This window comes from Halorhodospira sp. 9622, from assembly GCF_022228025.1.
Taxonomy (GTDB): domain Bacteria; phylum Pseudomonadota; class Gammaproteobacteria; order Nitrococcales; family Halorhodospiraceae; genus Halorhodospira; species Halorhodospira halophila_A.
The window spans coordinates 116483-137147 of the sequence record NZ_JAJNRE010000006.1; the positions used below are offsets into that span (position 1 = coordinate 116483).

The window sequence follows — 20665 nt, forward strand, 5'->3', positions numbered from 1 at the left end:
TGCCCATTCACCGCTGGGCCACCCCTCCCTCCTTTGCTGCCTCGCTCCGGTGTGGTGATGTGAAAACATCCGGCCTGAGCTCCTCGGCGGTCACTGCCCCGCTGGTCAGGCGCTCGATCACCCGGCACCGCTCGGCGGAGACACGCCGTATCCCGTACATCCAGTGCTTGACGGCGCTAACGCTGACGCCGATTTCGCGCGCCAGGCGTGCGAGCGTCGTTCTCACTGGCTCGTCCTGCCCGTACACCCACGCTCGTAGATCCATACCCTAAAGGTACTCGCAGTAGCGCACCAAGGCAAGAAAAGGGGAGCGAACGTCACAGGCGCCAAGCGGGCGCAGACCAGTGGAAAGATCGAGCGGCTTGTCTAAACTTGAGGCGCAAGGGTACATTGAGTACACACACCCCTTGCGCGGGCAATCCGCCCAAAAGAAGGGGGGAGGGACGTGAAAAAATCCGCGCGCGATGAACTAACGAAAAGGTAAGAGCTGTGTCTGAAAACTCTTGGAGGGAGCGAGCACGCGAACGGATGCGTGAGCTGAACCTAACGACGGACGACCTCGCGGCTGCGCTAGGGGTTACCCGCTCGGCGGTCGGCCACGCACTCCGCGGACGCACCCGGATCAACACCGACCAACTGCTCACCCTCTCCACAACCCTGGAGTGCTCCCCGACTTGGCTGCTTATCGGCGACCAACATGGAGCGGAACTAGACCCGGGCATCACCCCCCTCTATCAGTGGGAGGTTGCCCGTCAACTAGGTAAAGGAATGAAGCCTGATAACGACAGCGTTGTGGACTGGTTGCCATCGCCGGATCCACACCGGACTTACATTGCCTTCAGCGTGCCTCACCTAATCTCGGTGGCCGATCACTTTGCCGAAGGAGACCGAATTTACATCGATGTCGACCTCGAACCCGAGCACATGCGGTTTGTACTTGCCCTGATTGACGGAGAACCGATGATTCGTCGCTACCTCAAAGAAGGGGGGCAAGCCTTCCTCGCGCCCACCAACCCGAACTGGCCTGCCCAGCCAACCCCGGCCGAGCAAGCCGAGATCATCGGCGTTATCACGCAGCGAATCCAAAAGCTTTAGCTCCCCTGCCCCCTCCGCAAGACCACCGAGCCTCGTGACTGCGACACCCTGACACATATACTTTTGTTCATTCAGCCCTGATGCCCGGCGCGCACCGCCGGGCTTTTTTTATCTGTCTGTGTGACAAATAGTACTTGCAAGTGGTACCGCACCTGTCTACTCTTTGAGGTACAGAATGTAGCTCAGGAGCGTCCGTCATGTACCACCTCCCCGGACACACCGACCCGATTGACCTTGCCGAGCGGGTCCATGCGCACCGCGAGGGACTGATCTGCGCCCGTGAGGACGCCATCGACCGCCGGGCCGCCGAGCACATCCAGGACGCCGAGAACGGGCGGCATGACCTGGAACTGATCGAGTACGCCTTCCAGCACGACCTGGAGCACCGGCTGTTCCGTGCCCTGCGCAAGTCCGCCCTGGCCGGGCATGAGCCGGCGCGTACCGCCTACTACGACCTGATGGACCGCTGGGCCCGCGAGCAGGTCGAGGACGAGGACCGCGAGCAATGAAAGACGCCATGGGGGCCGTGCTCGCTGTCACGGCGCTGATTCTTCTGATGGGCCTGGAAACCGCCCTGGGAGGGTGACATGGACGAGAAAACGGCCGACGAGGTTATCGACCGGATCTTCGCGGCGCGCATGGCCCTGGCCTGTGCCGAGTTGGACGAGTCGGCGCAGGTGTTGGCTTCGGTGATCGGGGGGCTGAAAGCGGACCTCGCCACGGTGGCGACAGCGCCCAACGCACAAGGTGCGCTTCTCAGCATCGCGCATCGCCTAGAAGCGCGCGCGGCAGGGCTGGAGGAAGGGCAATGAGCGCCCCGTTCACGGAGGGCGTCCGCGCTCGCCAGCGCGGTGAGGAGAGCAACCCGCCGGCCGAGCCCGAGGCGCGTGAGCAGTACGAGGCGGGCTACGTCGCCGCCGAGGACGTAGAGGAGCTAGGGCTGTGAAAGACACCCCTGCACAGACGATGACGCCATCCGTCCGCGCCGCGGTGATCCGGGAAGCGCGCCAGCGCACCCGCGAGTCCTTGCAGGTGGCCCTGGCGAGCCTGGATGAGCACGAGCGCGATGCACTGGCCGACGCCCTCGCAACGTGGATCACCGAGCGCACGTTTTGCGCCACACCCGGCGAGCGGGCGATCAACGGCATGGTCACCGACGCCCTGGAGCGCCGGGGAATCGACATTTGGGAAGGGCCGATTGGCCCGACTGTAGAGCGGGGCGACCCCGCTGAGGAGGAAGCGTGAGCGAGAGCACTGCCATTGAGCACAACCGGGAGTCTGTGCCGGCACGCTCTGAGGCACCCGACAACGGGAGCCTGGTTCAGAACATCATCCGCGCGGCATCCGACCCGTCAACCGACGTGGAGAAGATGGAACGCCTCTGGTCGATGTACGAGCGGATCGAGGCGCGCAACGCCGAGGCCGAGTTCAACCGCGCGATGTCCCGCTGCCAACGCCAGATGGGGCGGGTCTCGGCTGACGCCAATAACCCGCAGACCCGTAGCCGGTACGCCACCTACGCGCGGATGGATGCCGCCCTGCGCCCGATCTACACCCAGGAGGGCTTCTCGCTGTCGTTCGATACCGAGGCGGTGCAGGACGGCTGGGTGCGCGTGCTCTGCTACGTCTCGCATGAGACCGGCCACACCCGCACCTACCGGGTGGACATGCCCTCGGACGGAATCGGTGCCAAGGGCAACGCCGTGATGACCCGCACCCACGCCAGCGGATCCGCGATGAGCTACGGGATGCGCTACCTGCTCAAGCTGATCTTCAACGTCGCCATCGGCGAGGACGACGACGACGGCAACGCCGCCGGCAACCCGCCCCGCCCTGTTGCCCAGGGCAGCCAGACCGTCACCGCCGAGCAGCTTGCCGCCATCGAGGGTGCGCTGCGCCGCTGCCCCGAGGGCACCCAGGGCCGTGTGCTCAAGAGCATGCAGGTCGAGCGCCTGGCCGACATCCCGGCCTCGACTGTGCCCACCGTACTCAAGCGACTGGAACTGACCGCGAAGCATCACAGCCAGGAGGCATCCCAATGATCGTCCACGACGTGGAACAGGGCACCCCCGAGTGGCACCGCGCCCGCGCTGGGGTCATTACCGCAAGCCGCTTCGCCATGCTGCGCGAGCGGATGAAGACCGGGGCGAACAAGGGCGACTGGAAACAGGATGCACGCAAGTACGCGATGCGCCTGGCTATCGAGCGGATCACCGGCTGGCCGCTGGACGTGGACGAGTACCAGCCCTGGCAGGGCGAGCGCGGTCACCGGCTGGAGGTGGAGGCACGGGAGACGCTCTCTCTGATCCTCGGCGCCGACATCGAGCAGGTCGGCTTCGTCACTACCGACTGCGGGCGCTTTGGCTGTAGCCCCGATGGGCTGATCGGCTCGGGCGGGGGCGCGGAGTTCAAGGCTTTCCTCGACCCGACCAAGATCATGGCCATGTGGCTGGAGGACGATTTCTCCGAGGTCCGCGACCAGGTGCAGGGGTGCATGTGGATCTGCGAGCGCGACTGGTGGGCGGTCTTCCCCTACCACCCCGGCCTGAACCCGAAGCTCCACCGAGAGCACGCCGATCAGGGGTACATCGACGCCCTGATGGCCGACCTGACCGCCTTCGACGCCCTGGTGGAGTCCTACCGGATTCGCCTGGCCGATGACGGAACCCGCGCCCCCGAGGAAACGGCCGCCTCGCAGAGCGAGGACGACGAAAGCGTCGTGGGCATTTTTGAGGGAGGCAGCGCGTGATGCAGCACGTCTTCCGCGTCGTGGACCTGGAGACAACCGGGTTGGATCCGGAGCGCGACGGGATCTGCGAGTTCGCCTCGGTCGATGTCGCGGTCGATACCGCGACCGGAGAGAGCGAGGTGATCGCCTACTGCCAACAGATCACCAACCCGGGGCAACCGATCCCCGCCTCGGCCAGCGCCATCCACCACCTGACCGACGAGGACGTGGCCGATGCCCCGTCCCCGATGGACTGGCTAGCGCGAGCCGCGCAGCACCCGGGTCCGCTGGTCGCGCACAACGCCGAGTTCGAGCGGGCATTTTTCGAGTGCCACGGCATCAACAACGCCACCTGGCTCTGCACCCAGCGCCTTGCAAAGCATCTGCTGCCGGGCCTGGAAAGCTACTCGAACCAGTTTCTTCGCTACCACCTCGGCCTCATTGCCCCGGGCGCGAAGGGGATGCCGGCGCACCGGGCCCTGGCCGATTGCTACGTCACAGCCGCGCTGCTGGGCAACCTGCTGGCCCGCGATCACGGCTGCCCGAGCATCCGCGCCTTGATCGACTACGCCGATCAGCCGGTGGCCCTGGAGCGAATGATGTTCGGCAGGTACCGCGGCCGCCGGTGGGAGGAGGTACCGACCGATTACCTGCGCTGGATGCAGCGCCAGGCAGACGGTTGGGACCGCGACACCGAGCACACCCTGGAACTGGAACTTCAAAACCGCTGCGTCACGGTCTGAGGAGGCCGCCGCCATGCAACAGATGATCGAGATTCAAGCCCAGCCCGGGCTCATCCAGGTCAACTACGAGCAGCTTGAGGCCGCCCTGGCCGAACGCCTGGAGCAGTACCGCCAGGTGGTATCCCCCGACGGTGTGAAGGCCGCCAAGGCCCAGGCCACGGAGATCAACGCGCTCAAGAAGACCCTGGCTGAGCGCCGGAAGAAGGCGGCCGACGAGGCGCGGCAGCCGATCACCGAGTTCGAGCGTCAGATGAAGGCCCTCGAACAACGCTGCGAGGAAGCCCGCCAGGATCTACTGGAGCAGGTGCGCCGGTACGAGGACCAGACCCGCGAGCGGGCCCGCGCCCTACTGGCGAGTCTGCGCGATGAACTCTGGCAGTCCGAGGGCGTGAGCCCCGACTACCGCACCGCCGACTACGAGGATCTGGTCCTCCTGAGCAGCGTCACCCCAAAAGGCGCGCTGACCAAGGCGGCACGGGAGAAGCTGCAGGAGCGGGTCCGCAATGACCGCGACCGCGAGCAGATGGTCACCACCCGGCTCCTGGAACTGGAGGCCCGCAGCTACCGCGAGGGCCTGCACGCCCCGCTGACCCGGGAGCACGTCGAGCACGTCCTGGTCGCCCCCGACGACGAGTACGAGTCGGCGCTGCGCGCCACCCTAGACCGCGAACTGGAGCGCCAGGAGCAGGCCGCCCGACGGCAACGCGAGCAGTGGGAGCGCGAGCAGGCCGAGGCCCGAGCACGCGAGCAGGCTGCGCAGGCCCGGCGCGAACGGGCCGCTGAATTGGAGCGCGCCGGTTGCGAGGAGGGCCGCGCTCTGGAGGCCGCCCAGGGGGGTGAGTCACCGCAGCCTGCCGCCTCCACCCCAGGACCACAACCGCCCCCGGCACCGGCCCAGAACGGGAAGGTCCGCTACTCCGTGCTCGCCACCTTCTACATCGAGGTATCGCCGCGCGTGAAGCGTGCGGCCATCGAGGCCGAGTGCCGCCGGGTCATGGAGCGCGCCGGCGTCACGACCCTACAAAGCGTCCAAGCGCTTCCCATCAACCAAGTCGAGGAATCGTTGACGTGAAGAAGCTGCTCATCGGTATGGCACTGGCGTTTGCGGTGACTGCCACCCAAGCCAGCGAGGACTGCGAAGCGGTCCACGAGTTCGCCTTCCAAGTGATGAAGGAGCGACAGGTCGGGCAGACGATCACCAGCGTCATCGGCCAACTGCCCCGAGCGGTCGATCCGTCGGTGTGGGGGCTGATGACGATGATCGTCTACGAAGCCTACGAAATGCCACGGAACCTGAGCCCGGACTACCAGCGCGCAGCCGCGACCGAGTTCGCAGCCAACTGGTATCTGCACTGTATCCGCGTAACCGAACCCGGCGCCCTGCCGGGGACGACCTACTAATCGAGGGACGAGCAATGGCAGAACGCGGCGTTAACAAGGCGATCCTGATCGGCCGATTGGGGCAAGCCCCGGAGGTGCGCCACACCGGCAGCGGCACCCCGGTCGCCCAGGCATCGCTGGCAACCAGCGAATCCTGGAAGGACAAACAGACCGGCGAAGAGCAGCAACGCACGGAATGGCACCGGCTGGTGTTCTGGCGCGGTCTCGCGGAAGTCGTCGGAAAGTACCTGAACAAAGGGGATCGGATCTACGTCGAGGGGAAACTCCAGACGCGCAAGTGGCAGGACCAGAACGGCCAGGACCGCTACACCACGGAGATCGTGGTCGATCAGATGCAGATGCTCAACACCCAGGGCCAAGGCAGCCAAGGTGGCGGCGGTGGGTATGCCCAGCGGCAACAGCAACCGCCCCAGCAGCCGGCGAACGGCGGCGGCGCTCCCACCGACTTCGATGACGACATCCCGTTCATGCGGGCGGACTGGAGGCTGTTTTGATGCTCGACCCCTACGGAAGCTGCCTGGTGCAGCACATCATCTTGGACCCGCGCCTGCGCGAAGAACGCTACAAGATGCGCCGGGCCAGCGCGCAGGCGGCCGGAATCGACGTGCGCGCCTGCATTGACGAGCCGCTGACCCTTCGCCCGGGCGCCAAGGAGTTGGTGCCGCTGGGCGTTGCGCTCAACATCGACGACGCCTGGGCCTGTGCGCTTCTGATGCCGCGCAGCGGCCTTGCGCACAAGCACGGCCTGACGTTGAGCAACTCCGTCGGCCTGATCGACAGCGACTACCAAGGCCAGGTCTTCGCATCGGTGTACCACACCGGGTGCCCGGATCGGGAATACACCATCGAGCCTATGGAGCGGATCGGCCAACTGGTCTTTGCCCCGGTGTTCCGGGTCGATCTGGTCGAGGTCACCGAGTTCGCGCCGAGCGAGCGCGGCGAAGGTGGGTTTGGGTCGTCGGGGGCGGCATGAGCCGGCGGACAACGGTTGACCCGGATCGGAACGGCTGCCACTCCGATCTGGCGCCGCGCAAGCGGCTGCCGGCCTGGAGTGTCACCACACGATGCGGCGCGTATGCCGGCCGCGCATTCATGAACGAGGAGCACATCCTTCGCCGCTGCGATGGTTGCTCCTACCGCTTCCACATTCCGCGCGAGAGTGGGCAATGCCGCGCCCTGATGATTGCTCGTCCAGAGCAGGAGCCGAACCGATGACCGACACCGAGAGCACCAAGGTCGTGAGCGCGCACGACATCACCTACCTCGGGCTGCTGCACCGGGTGCTCCACCAGGGCGAAGACTCCACGGACCGCACCGGCGTCGGGACACGCTCGATCTTCGGGGAGCAGCTTCGATTCGACCTAGCCGAAGGCTTCCCGCTGCTGACCACAAAGAGAGTGTGGTGGCGTGGGCTGCGCGAGGAACTGTTCTGGATGCTGCGCGGGCAGACCGACCTTCACGATCTGCCCGAGGACGTGCGCAAGCTGTGGTCGCCCTGGGCAAAGGCCGGAATGCTCGGGCCGATCTACGGCGAGCAGTGGCGCCACGCCCAGGGCTTCGATCAGATCCAGTACATCGAGAACATGATCCGCACCGAATCCCACTCCCGCCGGATTATCCTCTCGTCCTGGCGCCCGGAGGCGATTCACCTGATGGCCCTGCCGCCGTGCCATGTGCTGATGCACTTTCGCGTGCTCAGCGGCCGGCTGCACTTGCAGCTCTACCAGCGCAGTTGTGACTACTTCCTCGGCGGCGCTTTTAACCTCGGGGCCTACTCACTGCTGCTGTCGATGATGGCCAAGGTGACCGGGTATCCGGCGGGCGTATTCACCTGGACGCTCGGCGACGTGCATCTGTACCACAACCACTTCGCACAGGCCCGGCGGCAACTGACTGCCCTCGCCGCACCGGCCCCGCGCGTGGACCTGGAACCGGCCGCCTCGGTGATCGACTACGCCGAGGGCAGCGCGGCGGTAGAACTCCACAACTACACCCCGGCCGAGCGAATCCCGGCGCCGGTGGCGGTGTGAGCATGGACGAGAACATCAAGCTGCACGGTTTATGGGAACAGGCGGAATGGCGCTGCGCCTGGGAATCGGCCCTGCGCTTCATCCACGAGGACGGGCCCGGGCTCTACGGCCGAAGCCAGGCGGTCACCTACGAGTACGACGGCGACGGCGAGGACATCGCCATCTGCGTCTGGCGCAACAAGCACGGGCTCAATGCAACGCGCGTGTCACTACAGGGAGAAGGGGCATGAGGCAGGTTCTCTATATCGACGACGTGGCCGAGCGGATGGGGATGTCCCGAGACGCCTTGCGATCCGCGGTCAAACGCGGCTATGTCCCGCGGCCTGGGCGGATCGGTAGACGCTGGGCCTGGGATCGGCAGGAGTTCGAGGGGTGGCTATCGGAGCATCTGCGGCGGACGCGGTGCGCCTAATCCATCTTGCGCGCCAGGTCGCTCGCCCGGTGGTTCGCGTAGCGCCTCAACGTCTGCATCGACTTGTGTCCGGTGATCGCGGATACCTCGGTGAGCGAAAACCGGCCCGACTCGACCAGCCGCGATGTCGCCTCATGGCGCAGGTCGTGGAAGGTAAAGCCCTCGACCTCTGCCGCCCGGCGCAGACGCTTCCAGGCCGAGCCGATGCCATCGGCGCACCACGGCCAGACCGCACCGTCGATCCGACGCGGGATTGACTCCAGCGCCGCCACCGCCGCCCTGGACAGCGGCACCTCGCGCGGTTCGTTGGTTTTGGAATCCGGCACGCGCACTACCCGGGCGCGCAGATTCACGTCCGCCCAGCGCATCGCGGCGATCTCGCCGCGGCGCATCCCCGTCTCCAGCGCCACGGTCAGTAGGGCGTCGAATTGCGGGGTGGCGTGCTCACGCAGCCGGCGCTCCTCCTCCGGCTGGAGCCTGCGGTCCCGGGCTTGCCCCGGGGAGGGCCACCAGATCGACTCGGTGGGATCACGCAGCCCCTCCATGCGCCACTCGCTGCGCGCTACCGTGTAGAGGTGTGAGAGCAAGGCTAGATCGCGGCGCACGGTGCCCGAGGAGACATCCTCCAGGCGATCATCACGCCAGCGCGCCACGTCGGAGCCGCGCAGGTTGATGAGGGCGTAAGGCGCTAGGCCGGATCGCAGCCACAGGCGGATCCTGCCACGCTCCTGGCTTTGGGATTTCTTGCGCGGGATGACCTCGCGCTGGTACCGATCCAGTGCCTCGGCGAGTGTGGTGCGCGCCGCCTCCCGGGTGTCGATCCACTCGCCGCGGTCCATTTCCGATTCCTGGTCACGGACCCAGCGTTGCGCGTCGGCTTTCGTCGGAAAAGACTTGACCAGCGGCGGGTATCCCTGCCGCCGGATTTGTGCTTGCCAGCGTTTGCCGCGCTTGATGATGGTGGCCATAGGTGGATCATGCCACCACCGCCACTGCGATAGCTAGCTCGCTCCGAGTGCAGCAGTAGTGCAGCAGTTGGCGTTTTCGGAGCGGGGTTGGTGCTGTAAGTATCTGATTTTCTGGTGGCTATGGGTGGAGTCGAACCACCGACCTTCGCATTATGAGTGCGACGCTCTAACCAGCTGAGCTACATAGCCACGTATCACCGCGTATTCTCCGAGCCCGCGCTGATCGTGTCAAGGCTGCGGCCGCCGTGTGCCGGGGCCCTTGGTACGCTGGGCCGGTTCCGTCAGAATAAGTGCCGGGGCGCCCGGACGCGGCAGGTCCGTGCTGTGCGCCAACGACGATCCACCACGAACGACCTGGAGGAGATTCCGCATCCATGCAGATTCAGATCAATCCTGGCGCCGGCGTGCACGTCTCAGACGCGCTGGAAGAGAGCATCCGTGAGGCACTGGGCGCAGTCGACCGGCGCTTCGGGGAGCAGTTGACCCGCATCGAGGTGCACTTCCAGGACATCAACGGCCCCAAGGGCGGGGTCAACAAGCATTGCCGCATCGAGGCCCGCCCCCGTGGGCTGGATCCAGTGCTGGCGGAGAACACCGCCGATGATGCCTACGACGCCGCCCGCGGCGCGGCCAAGAGGCTTGAGCGGGTACTTGAGGGCCGCCTGGGCAAGCTCGCCGACAAGCAGCGCAAGGCCGACCGGAACGCGGAACGGCCGGAGTAAGGCTTTCGGGCGCGGCGGCGGCAGCTGCGCCGCGCCCGCTTTGCCGCCCCGAGGCGGGCAGTGTCAGACGTTGAAACGGAAATGCACCACGTCTCCCTCGTTGAGGACGTACTCCTTCCCCTCCAGCCGCCAACGCCCGGCATCCTTGGCACCCTGCTCGCCGTTGTAAGCAATGTAGTCGTCGTAGGCGACCACCTCGGCCCGTATGAAGCCGCGCTGCATGTCGGTGTGGATGCGGCCGGCCGCCTCGGGGGCGGTGGCGCCGCGGCGCACGGTCCATGCCCGGACCTCCTTCTCGCCAGCGGTAAAGAAGGTCTGCAGACCGAGTAGGTCGTAACCGGCCCGGATCACGCGGTTGAGCCCCGGCTCCTCGAGCCCGTACTCGGCCAGGAACTCGTCGCGCTCCGCGTCATCGAGCACGGCCAGCTCGGCCTCGATGGCGGCGCAGACCGGCACCACCCGGGCACCCTCGCTCTCGGCCAGGGCCTGGACGTCGGCCAGCAGCGGATTGTCGCTAAAGCCGTCCTCAGCCACGTTGGCGATGTACATCAGCGGCTTGAGGGTGATCAGGTGGTAGCCTTGCAGCTGCCGGCGCTCCTCTTCGCTGAATGCCTGGGTCCGCAGCGGCTGCCCCTCGTCGAGGGCCTGGCGGGCCCGCTCGAGTAGATCGCGCAGGCGCACCGCCTCCTTGTCACCACTCTTGGCGGCCCGCTCCTGGCGCTGCAGCGCCCGCGAGACGGTGTCCAGATCGGCCAGCGCCAGCTCGGTGTGGATGGTCTCGGCGTCGGCCCGCGGGTCGACGCGCCCCTCGACGTGGTGGACGTCCTCGCTCTCAAAGCAGCGCAGGACCATGGCTACGGCGTCGGTCTCGCGGATATGGGCGAGAAACTGGTTGCCCAGCCCCTCTCCGCGGGAGGCGCCGGAGACCAGACCGGCGATGTCCACGAACTCCATGGTGGTGGGGATGGTGCGCTCGGGGCGCACCAGCTCCGCCAGCCGGTAGAGCCGCGGATCGGGGACGGCGACGATGCCGACATTCGGGTCGATGGTGCAGAATGGGTAGTTCTCTGCCGGGATGTCGTTCTGGGTCAGGGCGTTGAACAGCGTCGATTTGCCGACGTTGGGAAGCCCGACGATGCCGCAGTTAAATCCCATGGCGCGATCCTGAAAGCGGTTGGGTGACTTGGAGGGCGCGTGCAGGCCGGCGGGCCGGCCCGTCTCCCCTAGGCGTGGAGCTGCTGGCAGGCGCGGTCCCACTCCCCGGCCAGCAGACGCGGTATCTCGTCGGCGGCGTCGTCGATGGCCCGTTCGAGCAGGCGCAGCTCGTCGGGGGCCGGACGGGAGAGGACGTGCGGGACCACCTGGTCCTTGTGCCCCGGGTGACCGACGCCGATGCGCAGCCGGGCGAATTCGGCGGTACCGAGGGTCGACTGGATGTGGCGCAGACCGTTGTGCCCGCCGTGCCCGCCGCCCCGCTTGAGCCGGACGCTGCCCGGTGGCAGGTCGATCTCGTCGTGGGCGACCAGGATCGCCTCGGGCGGGATCTTGAAGAAGTTCGCGAGCGCACCGACGGCCTGACCGCTGTGGTTCATATAGGTCATCGGTTTGACCAGCCGGCAGTCGTAGCCGTCGATGAGCACACGGGCACAATCGCCGCGGAACTTGGACTCTTCCCGCAGCTCGCCCCCGTAGCGACGGACCAGCTCATCAACAAGCCAGAACCCGGCATTGTGCCGGGTTCCAGCGTACTTGCTGCCAGGGTTGCCGAGGCCAGCGATGAGCCGGAAATTGCCTTCCCGGCCGGCCACTTCGGCGTTACTCGGACTCGGAGGACTCGGCCTCGTCGCCGCTGCTGGCGCCTCGCGTCTTACGAGTTGCCTGAACCGAGACCACAGGCGCATCGTGCCCCTCGCCCTGTTGCAGCGCCGCCGACTGGACCCCCTCGGGCAGCGTCAGCTCACTGATGTGGACCGCCTGGCCAACCTTGAGGCTGGAAACGTCGATATCGATATGCGGCGGCAGATCCTTGGGCAGGCAGACCACCTCGAGATCGAGCAGGTCGTGGTGGAGCACGCCGCCCTTCTTCACGCCCGGGGACTGCTCCTCGCCGTGGATGTGCAGCGGCACATGCACGGTGATCGGCTGGTCATCGCGAACGCGCTGCAGGTCGATGTGCTGAACCAGCGGTTTGAACGGATGGCGCTGCAGATCCTTGACGATGGCCTGCTCGGTCTCAGAGCCCATCTGGACCTGCAGGATCGTGGAGAAGAAGGACTCCTCCTCGAGCAGCCGGTAGAGCTGATCGTTCTCGAGCGCCACCGGTTGCGGCTCTCTGCCGGCACCGTAGACGACACCCGGGACGCGCCGGGCACGACGCAGACGGCGCATGGCGCCGCGGCCGGTCTCCGTGCGCGGATGCGCGTCGAGCCTCATTTCCACCGTCATGATTGGTTCCACTCCTGGTTGGGAATCACTCCACGAAGAGCTCGCTCACCGACTCGTCGTTGCTGACCCGACGCATCGTCTCGGCGAGGATCTCCGCGATACTCAGTTGTCGAATCTTCGGGCACGCGGCCGCTTGCTCGCCGAGCGGGATGCTGTCGCTGACCACCAGCTCGTCGAGCTCGGAGGCCGCGATCTTATCCACTGCGCTGCCCGAGAGCACCGGGTGGGTGATGTACGCGACCACCTTGCGTGCGCCCCGCTCCTTGAGGGCGCCGGCAGCCTGGCAGAGGGTGCCGGCGGTATCCACGATGTCGTCGACGATGATGCAGGTCTTGTCCTGCACATCGCCGATGATGTTCATGATCGAGGACTCGTTGGGCCGTGGACGACGCTTGTCGATGATGGCCAGCTCGGCATCGTCGAGCCGCTTGGCCACCGCCCGCGCCCGGACCACGCCGCCAACATCCGGCGAGACCACCACCTTGCGCGGGTAGAGCTGACGCCAGATGTCACCGAGCAGGATCGGCGAGGCGTAGACATTGTCCACGGGGATGTTGAAGAACCCCTGAATCTGATCGGCGTGCAGATCCACGGTCACCACCCGGTCGTAGCCGGCAGCCTGCATCATGTCCGCGACCAGCTTGGCCGAGATGGGCACGCGCTGAGAGCGCGGGCGCCGGTCCTGCCGGGCGTAGCCGAAGTACGGGATCACCGCGGTGACGCGCGCGGCCGAGGAACGGCGCAGCGCGTCAACGATCGCCAGCAACTCCATGAGGTTGTCGTTGGCCGGCTGACAGGTGGACTGCACGACGAAGACGTCCTTGCCGCGGACGTGCTCGTTGACCTCCACCATGATCTCGTCGTCGCTGAAACGGCCGACCACCGCGTGCCCGAGGCGGATCTTCAGATGGGCAGCAATGGCCTCCGTCAGTTGCGGGTTGGAGTTCCCCGCAAAGACCATCATGGGTCCGTTTACTTGCACGGCTAGACGTCCACCTTACAACTCGGTGTGTAGCGGATATGGCTGGGGCGGCAGGATTCGAACCTGCGAATCCCGGTACCAAAAACCGGTGCCTTACCGCTTGGCTACGCCCCAGTTGTTGACAGGTCAGCCGGGGTGAGCCGCCGCCGCCAGCGCAGTGTGCAGCGGAGACCGTTCCACGGCCCGAGCGACGAACCCGGACCACCTCCCGGGCAGGCGCTCTAGGGCAGCTTGCGCTGGCTCTTCGGCCTGGAAGCCGACGAAACAGCAGCTGCCGGTGCCACTCATTCGCGCGTCGCCGTGCCGGGCGAGCCACTCGAGGGCTTCAGCCACCGCCGCCCAGCGGCCCCGGACCACCGGCTCGCAGTCGTTGCGAACGGCGCCGGCGCGAAGGTCGGCTATTGTGATCGGAGACGTATCGCGTGTCAATTCCGGTGCGCCAAAGACTTCGGCGGTGGAGATGCTCGCCCCCGGATCGACCACCAGGTACCAGCGGTTGCCCCCCGGCTCGGCGGGCATCGGTCGCAGGTGCTCGCCCACGCCTTCCCCCCAGGCACTGCGCCCACGGACGAACACCGGCACATCGGCGCCGAGGGCCAGACCGAGGCCCGCGAGCGCCTCCTCGCCCAGCCCGGCCCGCCACAGGTGGTTGAGGGCTACGAGCACCGTGGCGGCGTCCGAGGAGCCGCCGCCAACCCCGCCCCCGGCCGGCAGGCGTTTGTCCACATGGATATCCGCGCCGTACCCGCAGTCGGTGGCCACCTGCAGCGCGTGAGCGGCGCGCACGGTCAGGTCGTCCTCCGGGGCGACCCCGGGCAGATCGCTGCAACGCACGATGTACCCGTCGGAGCGCGGGCGCAACCAGATGCGGTCGCCATAGTCGAGCAGCTGGAAAGCTGTCTGCAGCTCGTGGTAACCGTCGGCGCGCCGACCGAGGACGTGAAGGAAGAGGTTGATCTTGGCCGGCGCCGGCCACACGCTCCACTCAGCCATCCCCGCGACTCCACCCCGACAGCGCCACCCGCATCTGCGTCGAGCCACTATGTAGATCCACGCGGCTGGGCAGGTCCATACCGTCCACTTCGGTCCAGCCCTGGAAGTCCACCTCCCAGCCGGCCTGCTCCAGCCGGTCCGGCCGACCGGCGCGATCCAGACTCAGCTCGTCCACCCCCAGGCCCGCGGCCGGACGGCCAACGATCCAGTCGCGCAGTGCAGTCACCGGCAGCCGGTGGCCGGTCTGCGCGGCCAGCAGATCCTCCGGGCTCTGCGCCGTGGCACTCTGCCCGGCGCCGTCGCGCAGGGTCACCTGACCCGGCTGGCCTTCGATGCGCACGGCACCGGCCCCGAAGGGCCCGGAGAGGTTGATGGTGTAGGACTCGCCCCGCTGCTGCCAGCGCAGGGAGAGGCTGACCGCCTCGCCGTCGGCGCGCAGGGCGGCGCGCCCCCTCACCGACCAGTCGCGCAGCTCGGAGCGCTCCTCCAGGAACGCCTCGTAATGCGCCTGCCGCTCGTCCTCGGGGACGAGCAGCGCGCAGCCCGAAAGCACTCCGACCGCCAGCAGCCCGGCAAGCAGCCGCGCCCCCCATCTACTCGTCATCCAGATCCACCTCGTAATCCTCCAACGTCCGCTCCAGAACCCGTCGGCCGCGTTCGGCGTCCAGCGCCCGGCGCCAAACCTGGCGCGCCTGCTCTCGCTCGCCGAGCTCCCAGAGCACCTCGCCCAGGTGGGCACCGATCTCGCCGTGGGGCTCCTTCTCGAAGGCGCGGCGCAGATAGTCCAGCGCGGCCTCCGGATCTCCCTCTCGGTAGAGCAGCCAGCCCTTGCTGTCGAGGAAGGCGGCGTTGTCCGGCTCCTGCTGCAGCGCGCGCTCGATCAGCTCGCGGGCCTCGGCCAGATCGCGCTCGGCATCGACCAGGGTGTAGCCCAGGGCGTTCTGGGCGTGGGCGTCGCCCGGATCTGCCTCGAGGACCCGACGCAGATCCTCCACGGCGCCGTCCACATCCCCGGTCTCCGCACGCACCAACCCGCGCCCGTATAAGATGTCCTGATCGTCGCCGTCCGCCTCCAGCCCGCGCTGGTACGCGCCCAGCGCTGCCTCCGGTCGTCCGGCCTCGCGCAGCAGGTGCCCCTCCAGCAGCGCCGTGCGCGACGTCAGCGCCGGCTGCGTCTCGCGCACCCGCTCCAGGTGCGCCAGCGCGTCGTCGGTCTCCAGGGCGCCGGCGTGCCCGGCCTGGAAGGCAACCCGCAGCAGGGTCGCCCCGGCCTCGCGATCCGCTGGCGCGAGCTCGAAGGCCCGCGCGGCCGCCGCCACCGCCTTGTCGTCATCGCCGGCCCGCTCCGCCGCCGCGGCCAGAACCCGGTGCGCCTCTGGCACGTCGGCGTGGACCTCGGCCAGCTCGGCCAGCACGCGTGCAGCCGCTTCGGCGTCGGCCCCATGCCCGAGGAGCATGCCGAGCTGCAGGAAGGCCTGTCCCGCTGTCCCCGGCCAGCGCTCGATGGTCTTCTCCAGCTCTTCGCGCGCGGCAGTCTCGTCACCCCTGCGCAGGGCCAGCAGGCCGAGCAGCTGATGGGCCTCGACCCGCTCCGGGGCAAGCTCCCGCCAGCGCTCGGCGGCCTCGCGGGCCACGCCCTCCTCTTCGAGGACAAAGCTCAGCTGCACCGCCCGTTCGGCCACGCGCTCGTCGCGGCTGACTGCCATGGCCCGGGCGTAGTGGCTCAGGGCCTGGTCCAGCCGATCCCGGCGCACCGCGATCTCTGCAGCTAGCACATGGCGGATGGCCTCATCCCGTGGCGAGGGCTCCCACGGCTCGGCCTCAGGGGCCAGGGCAGCCGTCGGCGCTTCAGCGGGGGGATCGGTATCGGGCTGGGGGCCGGCACACCCGACGACCAGGGCGCAGACGGCCAGCGCGACACCAGGCCGCAGGCGGCGAAACGCCGGACAGCGGCCGCCCCTGGAGAATTCGATCGGATCGGGCATTTTTTCCGTGGGCGAGACGCTTTACCGAAGCGTCCGCATTTCGTAATAATCCGGGTTGACGCCTGATGGTGCCCTAACGAAGCCTAATGACGCCAGTCTCATGCCATTATTTGCAATTGGACTCAATCACGATAGTGCGCCAGTAGCAGTCCGTGAGAGCCTGGCGTTCAACGCCGAGGCCCTCGGGGACGCCCTGCAGAGCGCCCGCAGCGAGACCGGTGCCGACGAGGTGGCAATCCTCTCCACCTGCAATCGCACCGAGATCTACATCCGGCTGCCGCATACGGACCCCGAGGTGGTCATTGGCTGGCTGACCCGCCACCAGCGGGTGGATCTGCGCAAGGTCCGGCCCCACCTTTACGTTCGCCGCAGCACCGAGGCCATGCGCCACCTGATGCGGGTCTCGGCGGGGCTCGACTCCCTCGTCCTCGGCGAGCCGCAGATCCTCGGCCAGGTCAAGGACGCCTACCACAAGGCGGCCAGCGCCGGCTGCCTCGGCGCGGTGCTCGAGCGCCTGTTCCAGCACGCCTTCTCGGTGGCGAAGCAGGTGCGCACCGACACCGACATCGGCTCCAACCCGATCTCGGTGGCCTTCGCCGCCGTGACCATGGCCAAGCAGATCTTCGACGACTTCCCCAAGCGCACCGCGGTGCTGGTCGGCGCCGGCGAGACCATCGAGCTGGTCGCCCGCCACCTGGCACAGCAGGGGATTGGCCAGGTGCTCGTCGCCAACCGCAACGTCGAGCGCGCCAAACGACTGGCCGAAGCCCACGACGGCGAGGCCATGAGCCTCAACGACCTGCCGCGCCGTCTCCCCGAGGCCGACGTGGTGGTATCCTCGACAGGCAGCTCATTACCCATCCTCGGCAAGGGCACGGTCGAGCGGGCGGTACGCGCGCGCCGGCACAAGCCGATGTTCATGCTCGACCTGGCGGTACCGCGGGACATCGAGCCCGAGGCCGGCGAAATGGACGACGTCTACCTCTACACGGTGGACGACCTGCGCGGGGTAGTGGCCGAGAACATGCGCTCGCGCCAGGACGCCGCGACCCAGGCCGAGGCCATCGTCGAGCAACAGGTCCGGCACTATCTCGAGTGGCGCCGCGCCCGCGACGCCGGCGAGGCGATCCGTTCGTTCCGCAACCGGGCCGAGAGCTACGCCCGCGCCACCCGGGCGCAGGCGGCGCGGCAGCTCTCCCGCGGCGAGGACCCCTTTGAGGTGATCGAGTGGTTGACCCACACGCTCACCCGGCGGCTGGTCCACGCCCCCACCGTTGGCCTGCGGGCCGCCGCCGCCAGCGGCGACCGCACGCGGATCCAGCACGCACTGGAGACCCTGGCCATCGACCAACAGCTGGTAGAGAGGTCTAGTGAAGGCGACGATTCGCAACAAGCTGGAGCGGATGGCGGAACGGCACGAGGAGATCGGCGCGCAGCTGGCGGATCCTGATGTCGTCGGCGACCCGTCGAAATTTGCCGAACTTTCCCGCGAATACGCCCGGCTGGAACCCGTCGTCCAGGACCTGAACGCCTACCGCGAGGCGGCCGATGCGGTCGCCAACGCGGAGGCGATGCTCGACGACAGCGACGCCGAGATCCGCGCCATGGCCGAGGAGGAGGCCGACGAGGCGCGCCATCGGCTCGAGGAACTCGAGGGCCGGCTACAACGGCATCTGGTGCCCACCGACCCCGACGACCAGCGCAACGTCTTCCTCGAGGTGCGCGCCGGTACCGGCGGCGACGAAGCCGCGCTGTTCGCCGGCGACCTGCTGCGCATGTACCTGCGCTACGCCGAGCGCCAGGGCTGGAAGACCGAGATCCTCTCCGCCCGCGAGGGCGAGCATGGCGGCTACCGCGAGGTCATTGCCCGGGTCAGCGGGCGAAGCGTCTACGCCCGCCTCAAGTTCGAGTCCGGCGCCCACCGCGTCCAGCGGGTACCAGCCACCGAGTCCCAGGGGCGGATCCACACCTCGGCGTGCACGGTGGCCATCCTGCCCGAACTCGACGAGGTCAGCGGCATCGAGATCAACACCGCCGACCTGCGGGTGGATACCTTCCGCTCGTCGGGCGCCGGCGGCCAGCACGTCAACACCACCGACTCGGCCGTACGCATCACCCACCTGCCCAGCGGGCTGGTGGTGGAGTGCCAGGACGAGCGTTCGCAAAACAAGAACCGCGCCAAGGCGATGGCGCTGCTCCAGGCGCGCCTCAACGAGCAGGAGCGGGCCCGGCAGCAGTCGGAGCGCAGCGAACAGCGCCGCCTGGCGGTGGGGTCGGGGGATCGCTCAGAGCGGATCCGGACCTACAATTTCCCGCAGGGCCGGGTGACGGACCACCGCATCGGGCTTACGCTCTACAAGATCGAGCAGATCATGGAAGGGGGGATGGATGAACTCCTGGATGGACTGATCCAGGAGCACCAGGCCGAAGCCCTCGCCGAAATCGCCGAGGACTCCGGCTGATAAAACCGCGGCGCAGCGCGTGATCTAGGCCACGCGCTGGCGCTCGCGGATCTCCTCCAGCGACTTGCAGTCGATGCACATGGTCGCTGTCGGGCGCGCCTCAAGCCGACGCAGGCCGATCTCGACCCCGCACTGCTCGCAGTAGCCGTAGTCGCCCGTGCGGATGCTCTCCAGCGCCTGATCGATCTTGCGGATCAGCTTGCGCTCCCGGTCCCGGGCCCGCAGCTCCAGGGCAAACTCTTCCTCCTGGGTCGCCCGGTCCGACGGGTCGGCGTGGTTGTTGGCGTCGTCGCGCATGTGGTGAACGGTGCGCTCCACCTCCTCCTGGAGTTCGCGCTTCCACGCCAGAAGCAGCTGTCGGAAGTGCTCCAGCTGCTCGTCGCTCATGTACTCTTCGGTCTCGCCGGCCTGATACGGCTCAAAGCCCTTGACCGGCATCGCGTGTCTCGTCGGAGCCATACCGCGTCCTCCTCCCTTTGCGGCCCTCGCCGCCCTCAGCGAAGCGCTCGGGCTGTGCTCGCCAGAGCACTAGCCCGAGAGAAATACATCAGCATTTGCGCAGAGTCAACTACAGCAGTGCGCGCTCGCGCAGGCTGCCGCGCAGCTGCCCTGCGGCCTCCCGGAGGACCTGTTCGGTGGTCTCCCAGTCGATGCAAGCATCGGTGATGGACACCCCGTAGTCCAGCGTGCCCGGGTCGGCACCGAGCTTCTGGCTGCCCCATCCGATATTGCTCTCGAGCATCACCCCGACGATCGAGCGGTTGCCCTCGCGGATCTGACGGATGACATCCTCGAGGACCATCGACTGCAGCGCCGGGTCCTTGTTGGAATTGGAGTGGCTGCAGTCGACCACCACGCGCTGCGGCATGCCGGCCTTCTCCAGAGCCTGCTCGCAAAGGCGGATGCTCACCGAGTCGTAGTTCGGCTGCGAGCCGCCGCGCAGCACGACATGGCCGTACTGGTTGCCGCGCGTCCGGATGACCGTGATGCGCCCCTCCTGATCGATGCCCAGGAAGCTGTGGGGCGACGCTGCCGATTGCAGGGCGTTGATCGCCACCGTCTGGCTGCCGTCGGTGGCGTTCTTGAACCCCACCGGAGTGGAGAGGCCGCTGGCCAGCTCGCGGTGGGTCTGGGACTCCGTGGTGCGGGCGCCGATGGCGGTCCAAGAGACCAGATCGCCGTAATACTGCGGCGCGTAGGGGTCGAGGGCCTCGGTGGCCGTGGGCAACCCCATGGCGGCGATCTCGCGCAGCAGCTCGCGCCCCATGCGCAGACCCTTGTCAATCCGGAACGAGTCGTCCATATCCGGATCGTTGATCAGGCCCTTCCAGCCCGTGGTGGTACGCGGCTTCTCGAAATACACCCGCATGACCACGTAGATGTGGTCGCTGAGCTCATCGTGCAGCGCCTTGAGCCGCCGCGCATAGTCGAGCGCCGCCTCGGGGTCGTGGATGGAGCACGGCCCGACCACGGCGAACACGCGCTGATCCTTGCCATCGAGGATATCCCGCAGGGCCTGACGCCCCTCCAGCACGGTCTGCCGGGCGGCATCCGTCAGCGGGACCTCGGCCTTGATCTCAGCCGGAGTCGGAAGACGCTCACCGTTGGCTACGTTGACGTCGTTGACGTTATCGCTCTCTTGCATGTCGGTCTCGAGTCGCCCCGCCCGCCGGCGGGTGGTGAATGGCTAGCCGATCAA

At 67.4% G+C, this 20665-nt stretch carries 29 protein-coding genes and 2 tRNA genes; 18 read left to right on the plus strand and 13 right to left on the minus strand.

What is annotated here, in order from left to right; translation table 11 throughout:
* Positions 1–7: 7 nt before the first annotated feature.
* Positions 8–265, minus strand: a complete 258-nt coding sequence (locus LRG07_RS05265; protein WP_201169715.1) for a YdaS family helix-turn-helix protein — start codon at positions 263–265, stop codon at positions 8–10.
* Positions 266–528: 263 nt separating this feature from the next.
* On the opposite strand from LRG07_RS05265, the gene LRG07_RS05270 reads away from it, so the two are divergent.
* The 15 genes from LRG07_RS05270 to LRG07_RS05340 all read left to right on the plus strand — a co-directional run bounded on the left by LRG07_RS05270 (position 529) and on the right by LRG07_RS05340 (position 8409).
* Positions 529–1095, plus strand: coding sequence for a LexA family transcriptional regulator (locus LRG07_RS05270; RefSeq protein ID WP_238634727.1), 567 nt, complete (start codon positions 529–531; stop codon positions 1093–1095).
* A 197-nt stretch (positions 1096–1292) separates the two neighbouring features.
* Positions 1293–1604 (plus strand): hypothetical protein, encoded by a 312-nt coding sequence (locus tag LRG07_RS05275; protein WP_238641936.1) that lies wholly within the window; start codon positions 1293–1295, stop codon positions 1602–1604.
* 78 nt (positions 1605–1682) lie between these two features.
* Entirely contained in the window at positions 1683–1907 is a 225-nt protein-coding gene (locus LRG07_RS05280; RefSeq protein WP_238636812.1) for a hypothetical protein, read from the plus strand.
* A complete protein-coding gene (locus LRG07_RS05285; RefSeq protein ID WP_238636813.1) occupies positions 1904–2041 on the plus strand; it encodes a hypothetical protein in 138 nt (45 codons plus the stop codon). The genes LRG07_RS05280 and LRG07_RS05285 overlap by 4 nt, the downstream gene beginning before the upstream one ends.
* Positions 2038–2340 carry a hypothetical protein gene (locus LRG07_RS05290; protein WP_201169728.1) on the plus strand — a complete coding sequence of 101 codons (303 nt, stop codon included), beginning with the start codon at positions 2038–2040 and terminating at the stop codon, positions 2338–2340. Before LRG07_RS05285 ends, LRG07_RS05290 begins: the two co-directional genes overlap by 4 nt.
* A complete protein-coding gene (locus LRG07_RS05295; RefSeq protein ID WP_238641937.1) occupies positions 2337–3137 on the plus strand; it encodes an ERF family protein in 801 nt (266 codons plus the stop codon). The genes LRG07_RS05290 and LRG07_RS05295 overlap by 4 nt, the downstream gene beginning before the upstream one ends.
* Positions 3134–3844, plus strand: a complete 711-nt coding sequence (locus LRG07_RS05300) for a YqaJ viral recombinase family protein (RefSeq protein WP_238641938.1) — start codon at positions 3134–3136, stop codon at positions 3842–3844. The genes LRG07_RS05295 and LRG07_RS05300 overlap by 4 nt, the downstream gene beginning before the upstream one ends.
* Positions 3844–4566, plus strand: a complete 723-nt coding sequence (locus LRG07_RS05305) for a putative quorum-sensing-regulated virulence factor (protein WP_201169734.1) — start codon at positions 3844–3846, stop codon at positions 4564–4566. The genes LRG07_RS05300 and LRG07_RS05305 overlap by 1 nt, the downstream gene beginning before the upstream one ends.
* 13 nt (positions 4567–4579) lie before the next feature.
* Positions 4580–5638, plus strand: coding sequence for a DUF1351 domain-containing protein (locus LRG07_RS05310; protein WP_238641939.1), 1059 nt, complete (start codon positions 4580–4582; stop codon positions 5636–5638).
* The gene (locus LRG07_RS05315) at positions 5635–5967 is read left to right on the plus strand and encodes a hypothetical protein (RefSeq protein ID WP_201169739.1); all 333 of its coding nucleotides are present in this window, start codon (positions 5635–5637) and stop codon (positions 5965–5967) included. The genes LRG07_RS05310 and LRG07_RS05315 overlap by 4 nt, the downstream gene beginning before the upstream one ends.
* 14 nt (positions 5968–5981) lie before the next feature.
* Positions 5982–6461 carry a single-stranded DNA-binding protein gene (ssb, locus tag LRG07_RS05320; protein ID WP_238641940.1) on the plus strand — a complete coding sequence of 160 codons (480 nt, stop codon included), beginning with the start codon at positions 5982–5984 and terminating at the stop codon, positions 6459–6461.
* Positions 6461–6940 (plus strand): dUTP diphosphatase, encoded by a 480-nt coding sequence (gene dut, locus LRG07_RS05325; RefSeq protein WP_238641941.1) that lies wholly within the window; start codon positions 6461–6463, stop codon positions 6938–6940. Before ssb ends, dut begins: the two co-directional genes overlap by 1 nt.
* Before the next feature lie 238 nt (positions 6941–7178).
* Complete coding sequence (gene thyA, locus LRG07_RS05330) at positions 7179–7997, plus strand: thymidylate synthase (RefSeq protein WP_238641942.1); 819 nt, start codon at positions 7179–7181, stop codon at positions 7995–7997.
* A gap of 2 nt (positions 7998–7999) precedes the next feature.
* Positions 8000–8227, plus strand: coding sequence for a hypothetical protein (locus LRG07_RS05335; protein ID WP_238636821.1), 228 nt, complete (start codon positions 8000–8002; stop codon positions 8225–8227).
* Entirely contained in the window at positions 8224–8409 is a 186-nt protein-coding gene (locus LRG07_RS05340; RefSeq protein ID WP_201169749.1) for an AlpA family transcriptional regulator, read from the plus strand. The genes LRG07_RS05335 and LRG07_RS05340 overlap by 4 nt, the downstream gene beginning before the upstream one ends.
* On the opposite strand, the gene LRG07_RS05345 is transcribed toward LRG07_RS05340, so the two are convergent.
* Together LRG07_RS05345 and LRG07_RS05350 are read right to left on the minus strand one after the other, a co-directional pair.
* Entirely contained in the window at positions 8406–9377 is a 972-nt protein-coding gene (locus LRG07_RS05345) for a site-specific integrase (RefSeq protein WP_201169751.1), read from the minus strand. The two genes, LRG07_RS05340 and LRG07_RS05345, sit on opposite strands and share 4 nt — an antisense overlap.
* 112 nt (positions 9378–9489) lie before the next feature.
* Positions 9490–9566 (minus strand) — tRNA-Met (locus LRG07_RS05350).
* 185 nt (positions 9567–9751) lie between these two features.
* Here LRG07_RS05350 and LRG07_RS05355 point away from each other — a divergent pair.
* The gene (locus LRG07_RS05355) at positions 9752–10099 is read left to right on the plus strand and encodes an HPF/RaiA family ribosome-associated protein (RefSeq protein WP_201169752.1); all 348 of its coding nucleotides are present in this window, start codon (positions 9752–9754) and stop codon (positions 10097–10099) included.
* Positions 10100–10162: 63 nt separating this feature from the next.
* On the opposite strand, the gene ychF is transcribed toward LRG07_RS05355, so the two are convergent.
* The 8 genes from ychF to LRG07_RS05395 all read right to left on the minus strand — a co-directional run bounded on the left by ychF (position 10163) and on the right by LRG07_RS05395 (position 16504).
* Complete coding sequence (ychF, locus tag LRG07_RS05360; protein ID WP_201169754.1) at positions 10163–11254, minus strand: redox-regulated ATPase YchF; 1092 nt, start codon at positions 11252–11254, stop codon at positions 10163–10165.
* Positions 11255–11322: 68 nt separating this feature from the next.
* Entirely contained in the window at positions 11323–11907 is a 585-nt protein-coding gene (gene pth / locus LRG07_RS05365) for an aminoacyl-tRNA hydrolase (protein WP_201169756.1), read from the minus strand.
* A gap of 7 nt (positions 11908–11914) precedes the next feature.
* Positions 11915–12544, minus strand: coding sequence for a 50S ribosomal protein L25/general stress protein Ctc (locus LRG07_RS05370; protein ID WP_201169758.1), 630 nt, complete (start codon positions 12542–12544; stop codon positions 11915–11917).
* A gap of 25 nt (positions 12545–12569) precedes the next feature.
* Positions 12570–13508, minus strand: coding sequence for a ribose-phosphate diphosphokinase (locus LRG07_RS05375; RefSeq protein WP_201169835.1), 939 nt, complete (start codon positions 13506–13508; stop codon positions 12570–12572).
* Positions 13509–13565: 57 nt separating this feature from the next.
* Positions 13566–13640 (minus strand) — tRNA-Gln (locus tag LRG07_RS05380).
* A gap of 12 nt (positions 13641–13652) precedes the next feature.
* Positions 13653–14519 (minus strand): 4-(cytidine 5'-diphospho)-2-C-methyl-D-erythritol kinase, encoded by an 867-nt coding sequence (gene ispE / locus LRG07_RS05385; protein WP_201169760.1) that lies wholly within the window; start codon positions 14517–14519, stop codon positions 13653–13655.
* Positions 14512–15123, minus strand: a complete 612-nt coding sequence (gene lolB, locus LRG07_RS05390; RefSeq protein ID WP_238641943.1) for a lipoprotein insertase outer membrane protein LolB — start codon at positions 15121–15123, stop codon at positions 14512–14514. The genes ispE and lolB overlap by 8 nt, the downstream gene beginning before the upstream one ends.
* On the minus strand, positions 15113–16504 hold the full coding sequence (locus LRG07_RS05395; protein ID WP_238641944.1) for a tetratricopeptide repeat protein: 1392 nt from the start codon (positions 16502–16504) through the stop codon (positions 15113–15115). The genes lolB and LRG07_RS05395 overlap by 11 nt, the downstream gene beginning before the upstream one ends.
* 100 nt (positions 16505–16604) lie before the next feature.
* Between LRG07_RS05395 and hemA the strand changes: the two genes are divergently transcribed.
* Complete coding sequence (gene hemA, locus LRG07_RS05400; protein WP_201169763.1) at positions 16605–17954, plus strand: glutamyl-tRNA reductase; 1350 nt, start codon at positions 16605–16607, stop codon at positions 17952–17954.
* Complete coding sequence (gene prfA, locus LRG07_RS05405; RefSeq protein ID WP_201241898.1) at positions 17875–18966, plus strand: peptide chain release factor 1; 1092 nt, start codon at positions 17875–17877, stop codon at positions 18964–18966. The genes hemA and prfA overlap by 80 nt, the downstream gene beginning before the upstream one ends.
* A gap of 24 nt (positions 18967–18990) precedes the next feature.
* On the opposite strand, the gene dksA is transcribed toward prfA, so the two are convergent.
* Positions 18991–19425 carry an RNA polymerase-binding protein DksA gene (dksA, locus tag LRG07_RS05410; RefSeq protein WP_201169766.1) on the minus strand — a complete coding sequence of 145 codons (435 nt, stop codon included), beginning with the start codon at positions 19423–19425 and terminating at the stop codon, positions 18991–18993.
* Between the two features lie 109 nt (positions 19426–19534).
* Entirely contained in the window at positions 19535–20611 is a 1077-nt protein-coding gene (locus LRG07_RS05415) for a 3-deoxy-7-phosphoheptulonate synthase (protein WP_201169768.1), read from the minus strand.
* Positions 20612–20665: the final 54 nt, after the last annotated feature.

What these genes read in the sequence shown, in the direction of transcription:
- LRG07_RS05265 (WP_201169715.1), bottom strand. Translation starts at nt 265, where the DNA reads ATGGATCTACGAGCGTGGGTGTACGGGCAGGACGAGCCAGTGAGAACG.
- LRG07_RS05270 (WP_238634727.1), top strand. Translation starts at nt 529, where the DNA reads ATGCGTGAGCTGAACCTAACGACGGACGACCTCGCGGCTGCGCTAGGG.
- LRG07_RS05275 (WP_238641936.1), top strand. Translation starts at nt 1,293, where the DNA reads ATGTACCACCTCCCCGGACACACCGACCCGATTGACCTTGCCGAGCGG.
- LRG07_RS05280 (WP_238636812.1), top strand. Translation starts at nt 1,683, where the DNA reads ATGGACGAGAAAACGGCCGACGAGGTTATCGACCGGATCTTCGCGGCG.
- LRG07_RS05285 (WP_238636813.1), top strand. Translation starts at nt 1,904, where the DNA reads ATGAGCGCCCCGTTCACGGAGGGCGTCCGCGCTCGCCAGCGCGGTGAG.
- LRG07_RS05300 (WP_238641938.1), top strand. Translation starts at nt 3,134, where the DNA reads ATGATCGTCCACGACGTGGAACAGGGCACCCCCGAGTGGCACCGCGCC.
- LRG07_RS05305 (WP_201169734.1), top strand. Translation starts at nt 3,844, where the DNA reads ATGCAGCACGTCTTCCGCGTCGTGGACCTGGAGACAACCGGGTTGGAT.
- LRG07_RS05310 (WP_238641939.1), top strand. Translation starts at nt 4,580, where the DNA reads ATGCAACAGATGATCGAGATTCAAGCCCAGCCCGGGCTCATCCAGGTC.
- ssb (WP_238641940.1), top strand. Translation starts at nt 5,982, where the DNA reads ATGGCAGAACGCGGCGTTAACAAGGCGATCCTGATCGGCCGATTGGGG.
- dut (WP_238641941.1), top strand. Translation starts at nt 6,461, where the DNA reads ATGCTCGACCCCTACGGAAGCTGCCTGGTGCAGCACATCATCTTGGAC.
- thyA (WP_238641942.1), top strand. Translation starts at nt 7,179, where the DNA reads ATGACCGACACCGAGAGCACCAAGGTCGTGAGCGCGCACGACATCACC.
- LRG07_RS05335 (WP_238636821.1), top strand. Translation starts at nt 8,000, where the DNA reads ATGGACGAGAACATCAAGCTGCACGGTTTATGGGAACAGGCGGAATGG.
- LRG07_RS05340 (WP_201169749.1), top strand. Translation starts at nt 8,224, where the DNA reads ATGAGGCAGGTTCTCTATATCGACGACGTGGCCGAGCGGATGGGGATG.
- LRG07_RS05345 (WP_201169751.1), bottom strand. Translation starts at nt 9,377, where the DNA reads ATGGCCACCATCATCAAGCGCGGCAAACGCTGGCAAGCACAAATCCGG.
- LRG07_RS05355 (WP_201169752.1), top strand. Translation starts at nt 9,752, where the DNA reads ATGCAGATTCAGATCAATCCTGGCGCCGGCGTGCACGTCTCAGACGCG.
- ychF (WP_201169754.1), bottom strand. Translation starts at nt 11,254, where the DNA reads ATGGGATTTAACTGCGGCATCGTCGGGCTTCCCAACGTCGGCAAATCG.
- LRG07_RS05370 (WP_201169758.1), bottom strand. Translation starts at nt 12,544, where the DNA reads ATGACGGTGGAAATGAGGCTCGACGCGCATCCGCGCACGGAGACCGGC.
- LRG07_RS05375 (WP_201169835.1), bottom strand. Translation starts at nt 13,508, where the DNA reads ATGATGGTCTTTGCGGGGAACTCCAACCCGCAACTGACGGAGGCCATT.
- ispE (WP_201169760.1), bottom strand. Translation starts at nt 14,519, where the DNA reads ATGGCTGAGTGGAGCGTGTGGCCGGCGCCGGCCAAGATCAACCTCTTC.
- lolB (WP_238641943.1), bottom strand. Translation starts at nt 15,123, where the DNA reads ATGACGAGTAGATGGGGGGCGCGGCTGCTTGCCGGGCTGCTGGCGGTC.
- LRG07_RS05395 (WP_238641944.1), bottom strand. Translation starts at nt 16,504, where the DNA reads ATGCCCGATCCGATCGAATTCTCCAGGGGCGGCCGCTGTCCGGCGTTT.
- hemA (WP_201169763.1), top strand. Translation starts at nt 16,605, where the DNA reads ATGCCATTATTTGCAATTGGACTCAATCACGATAGTGCGCCAGTAGCA.
- dksA (WP_201169766.1), bottom strand. Translation starts at nt 19,425, where the DNA reads ATGGCTCCGACGAGACACGCGATGCCGGTCAAGGGCTTTGAGCCGTAT.
- LRG07_RS05415 (WP_201169768.1), bottom strand. Translation starts at nt 20,611, where the DNA reads ATGCAAGAGAGCGATAACGTCAACGACGTCAACGTAGCCAACGGTGAG.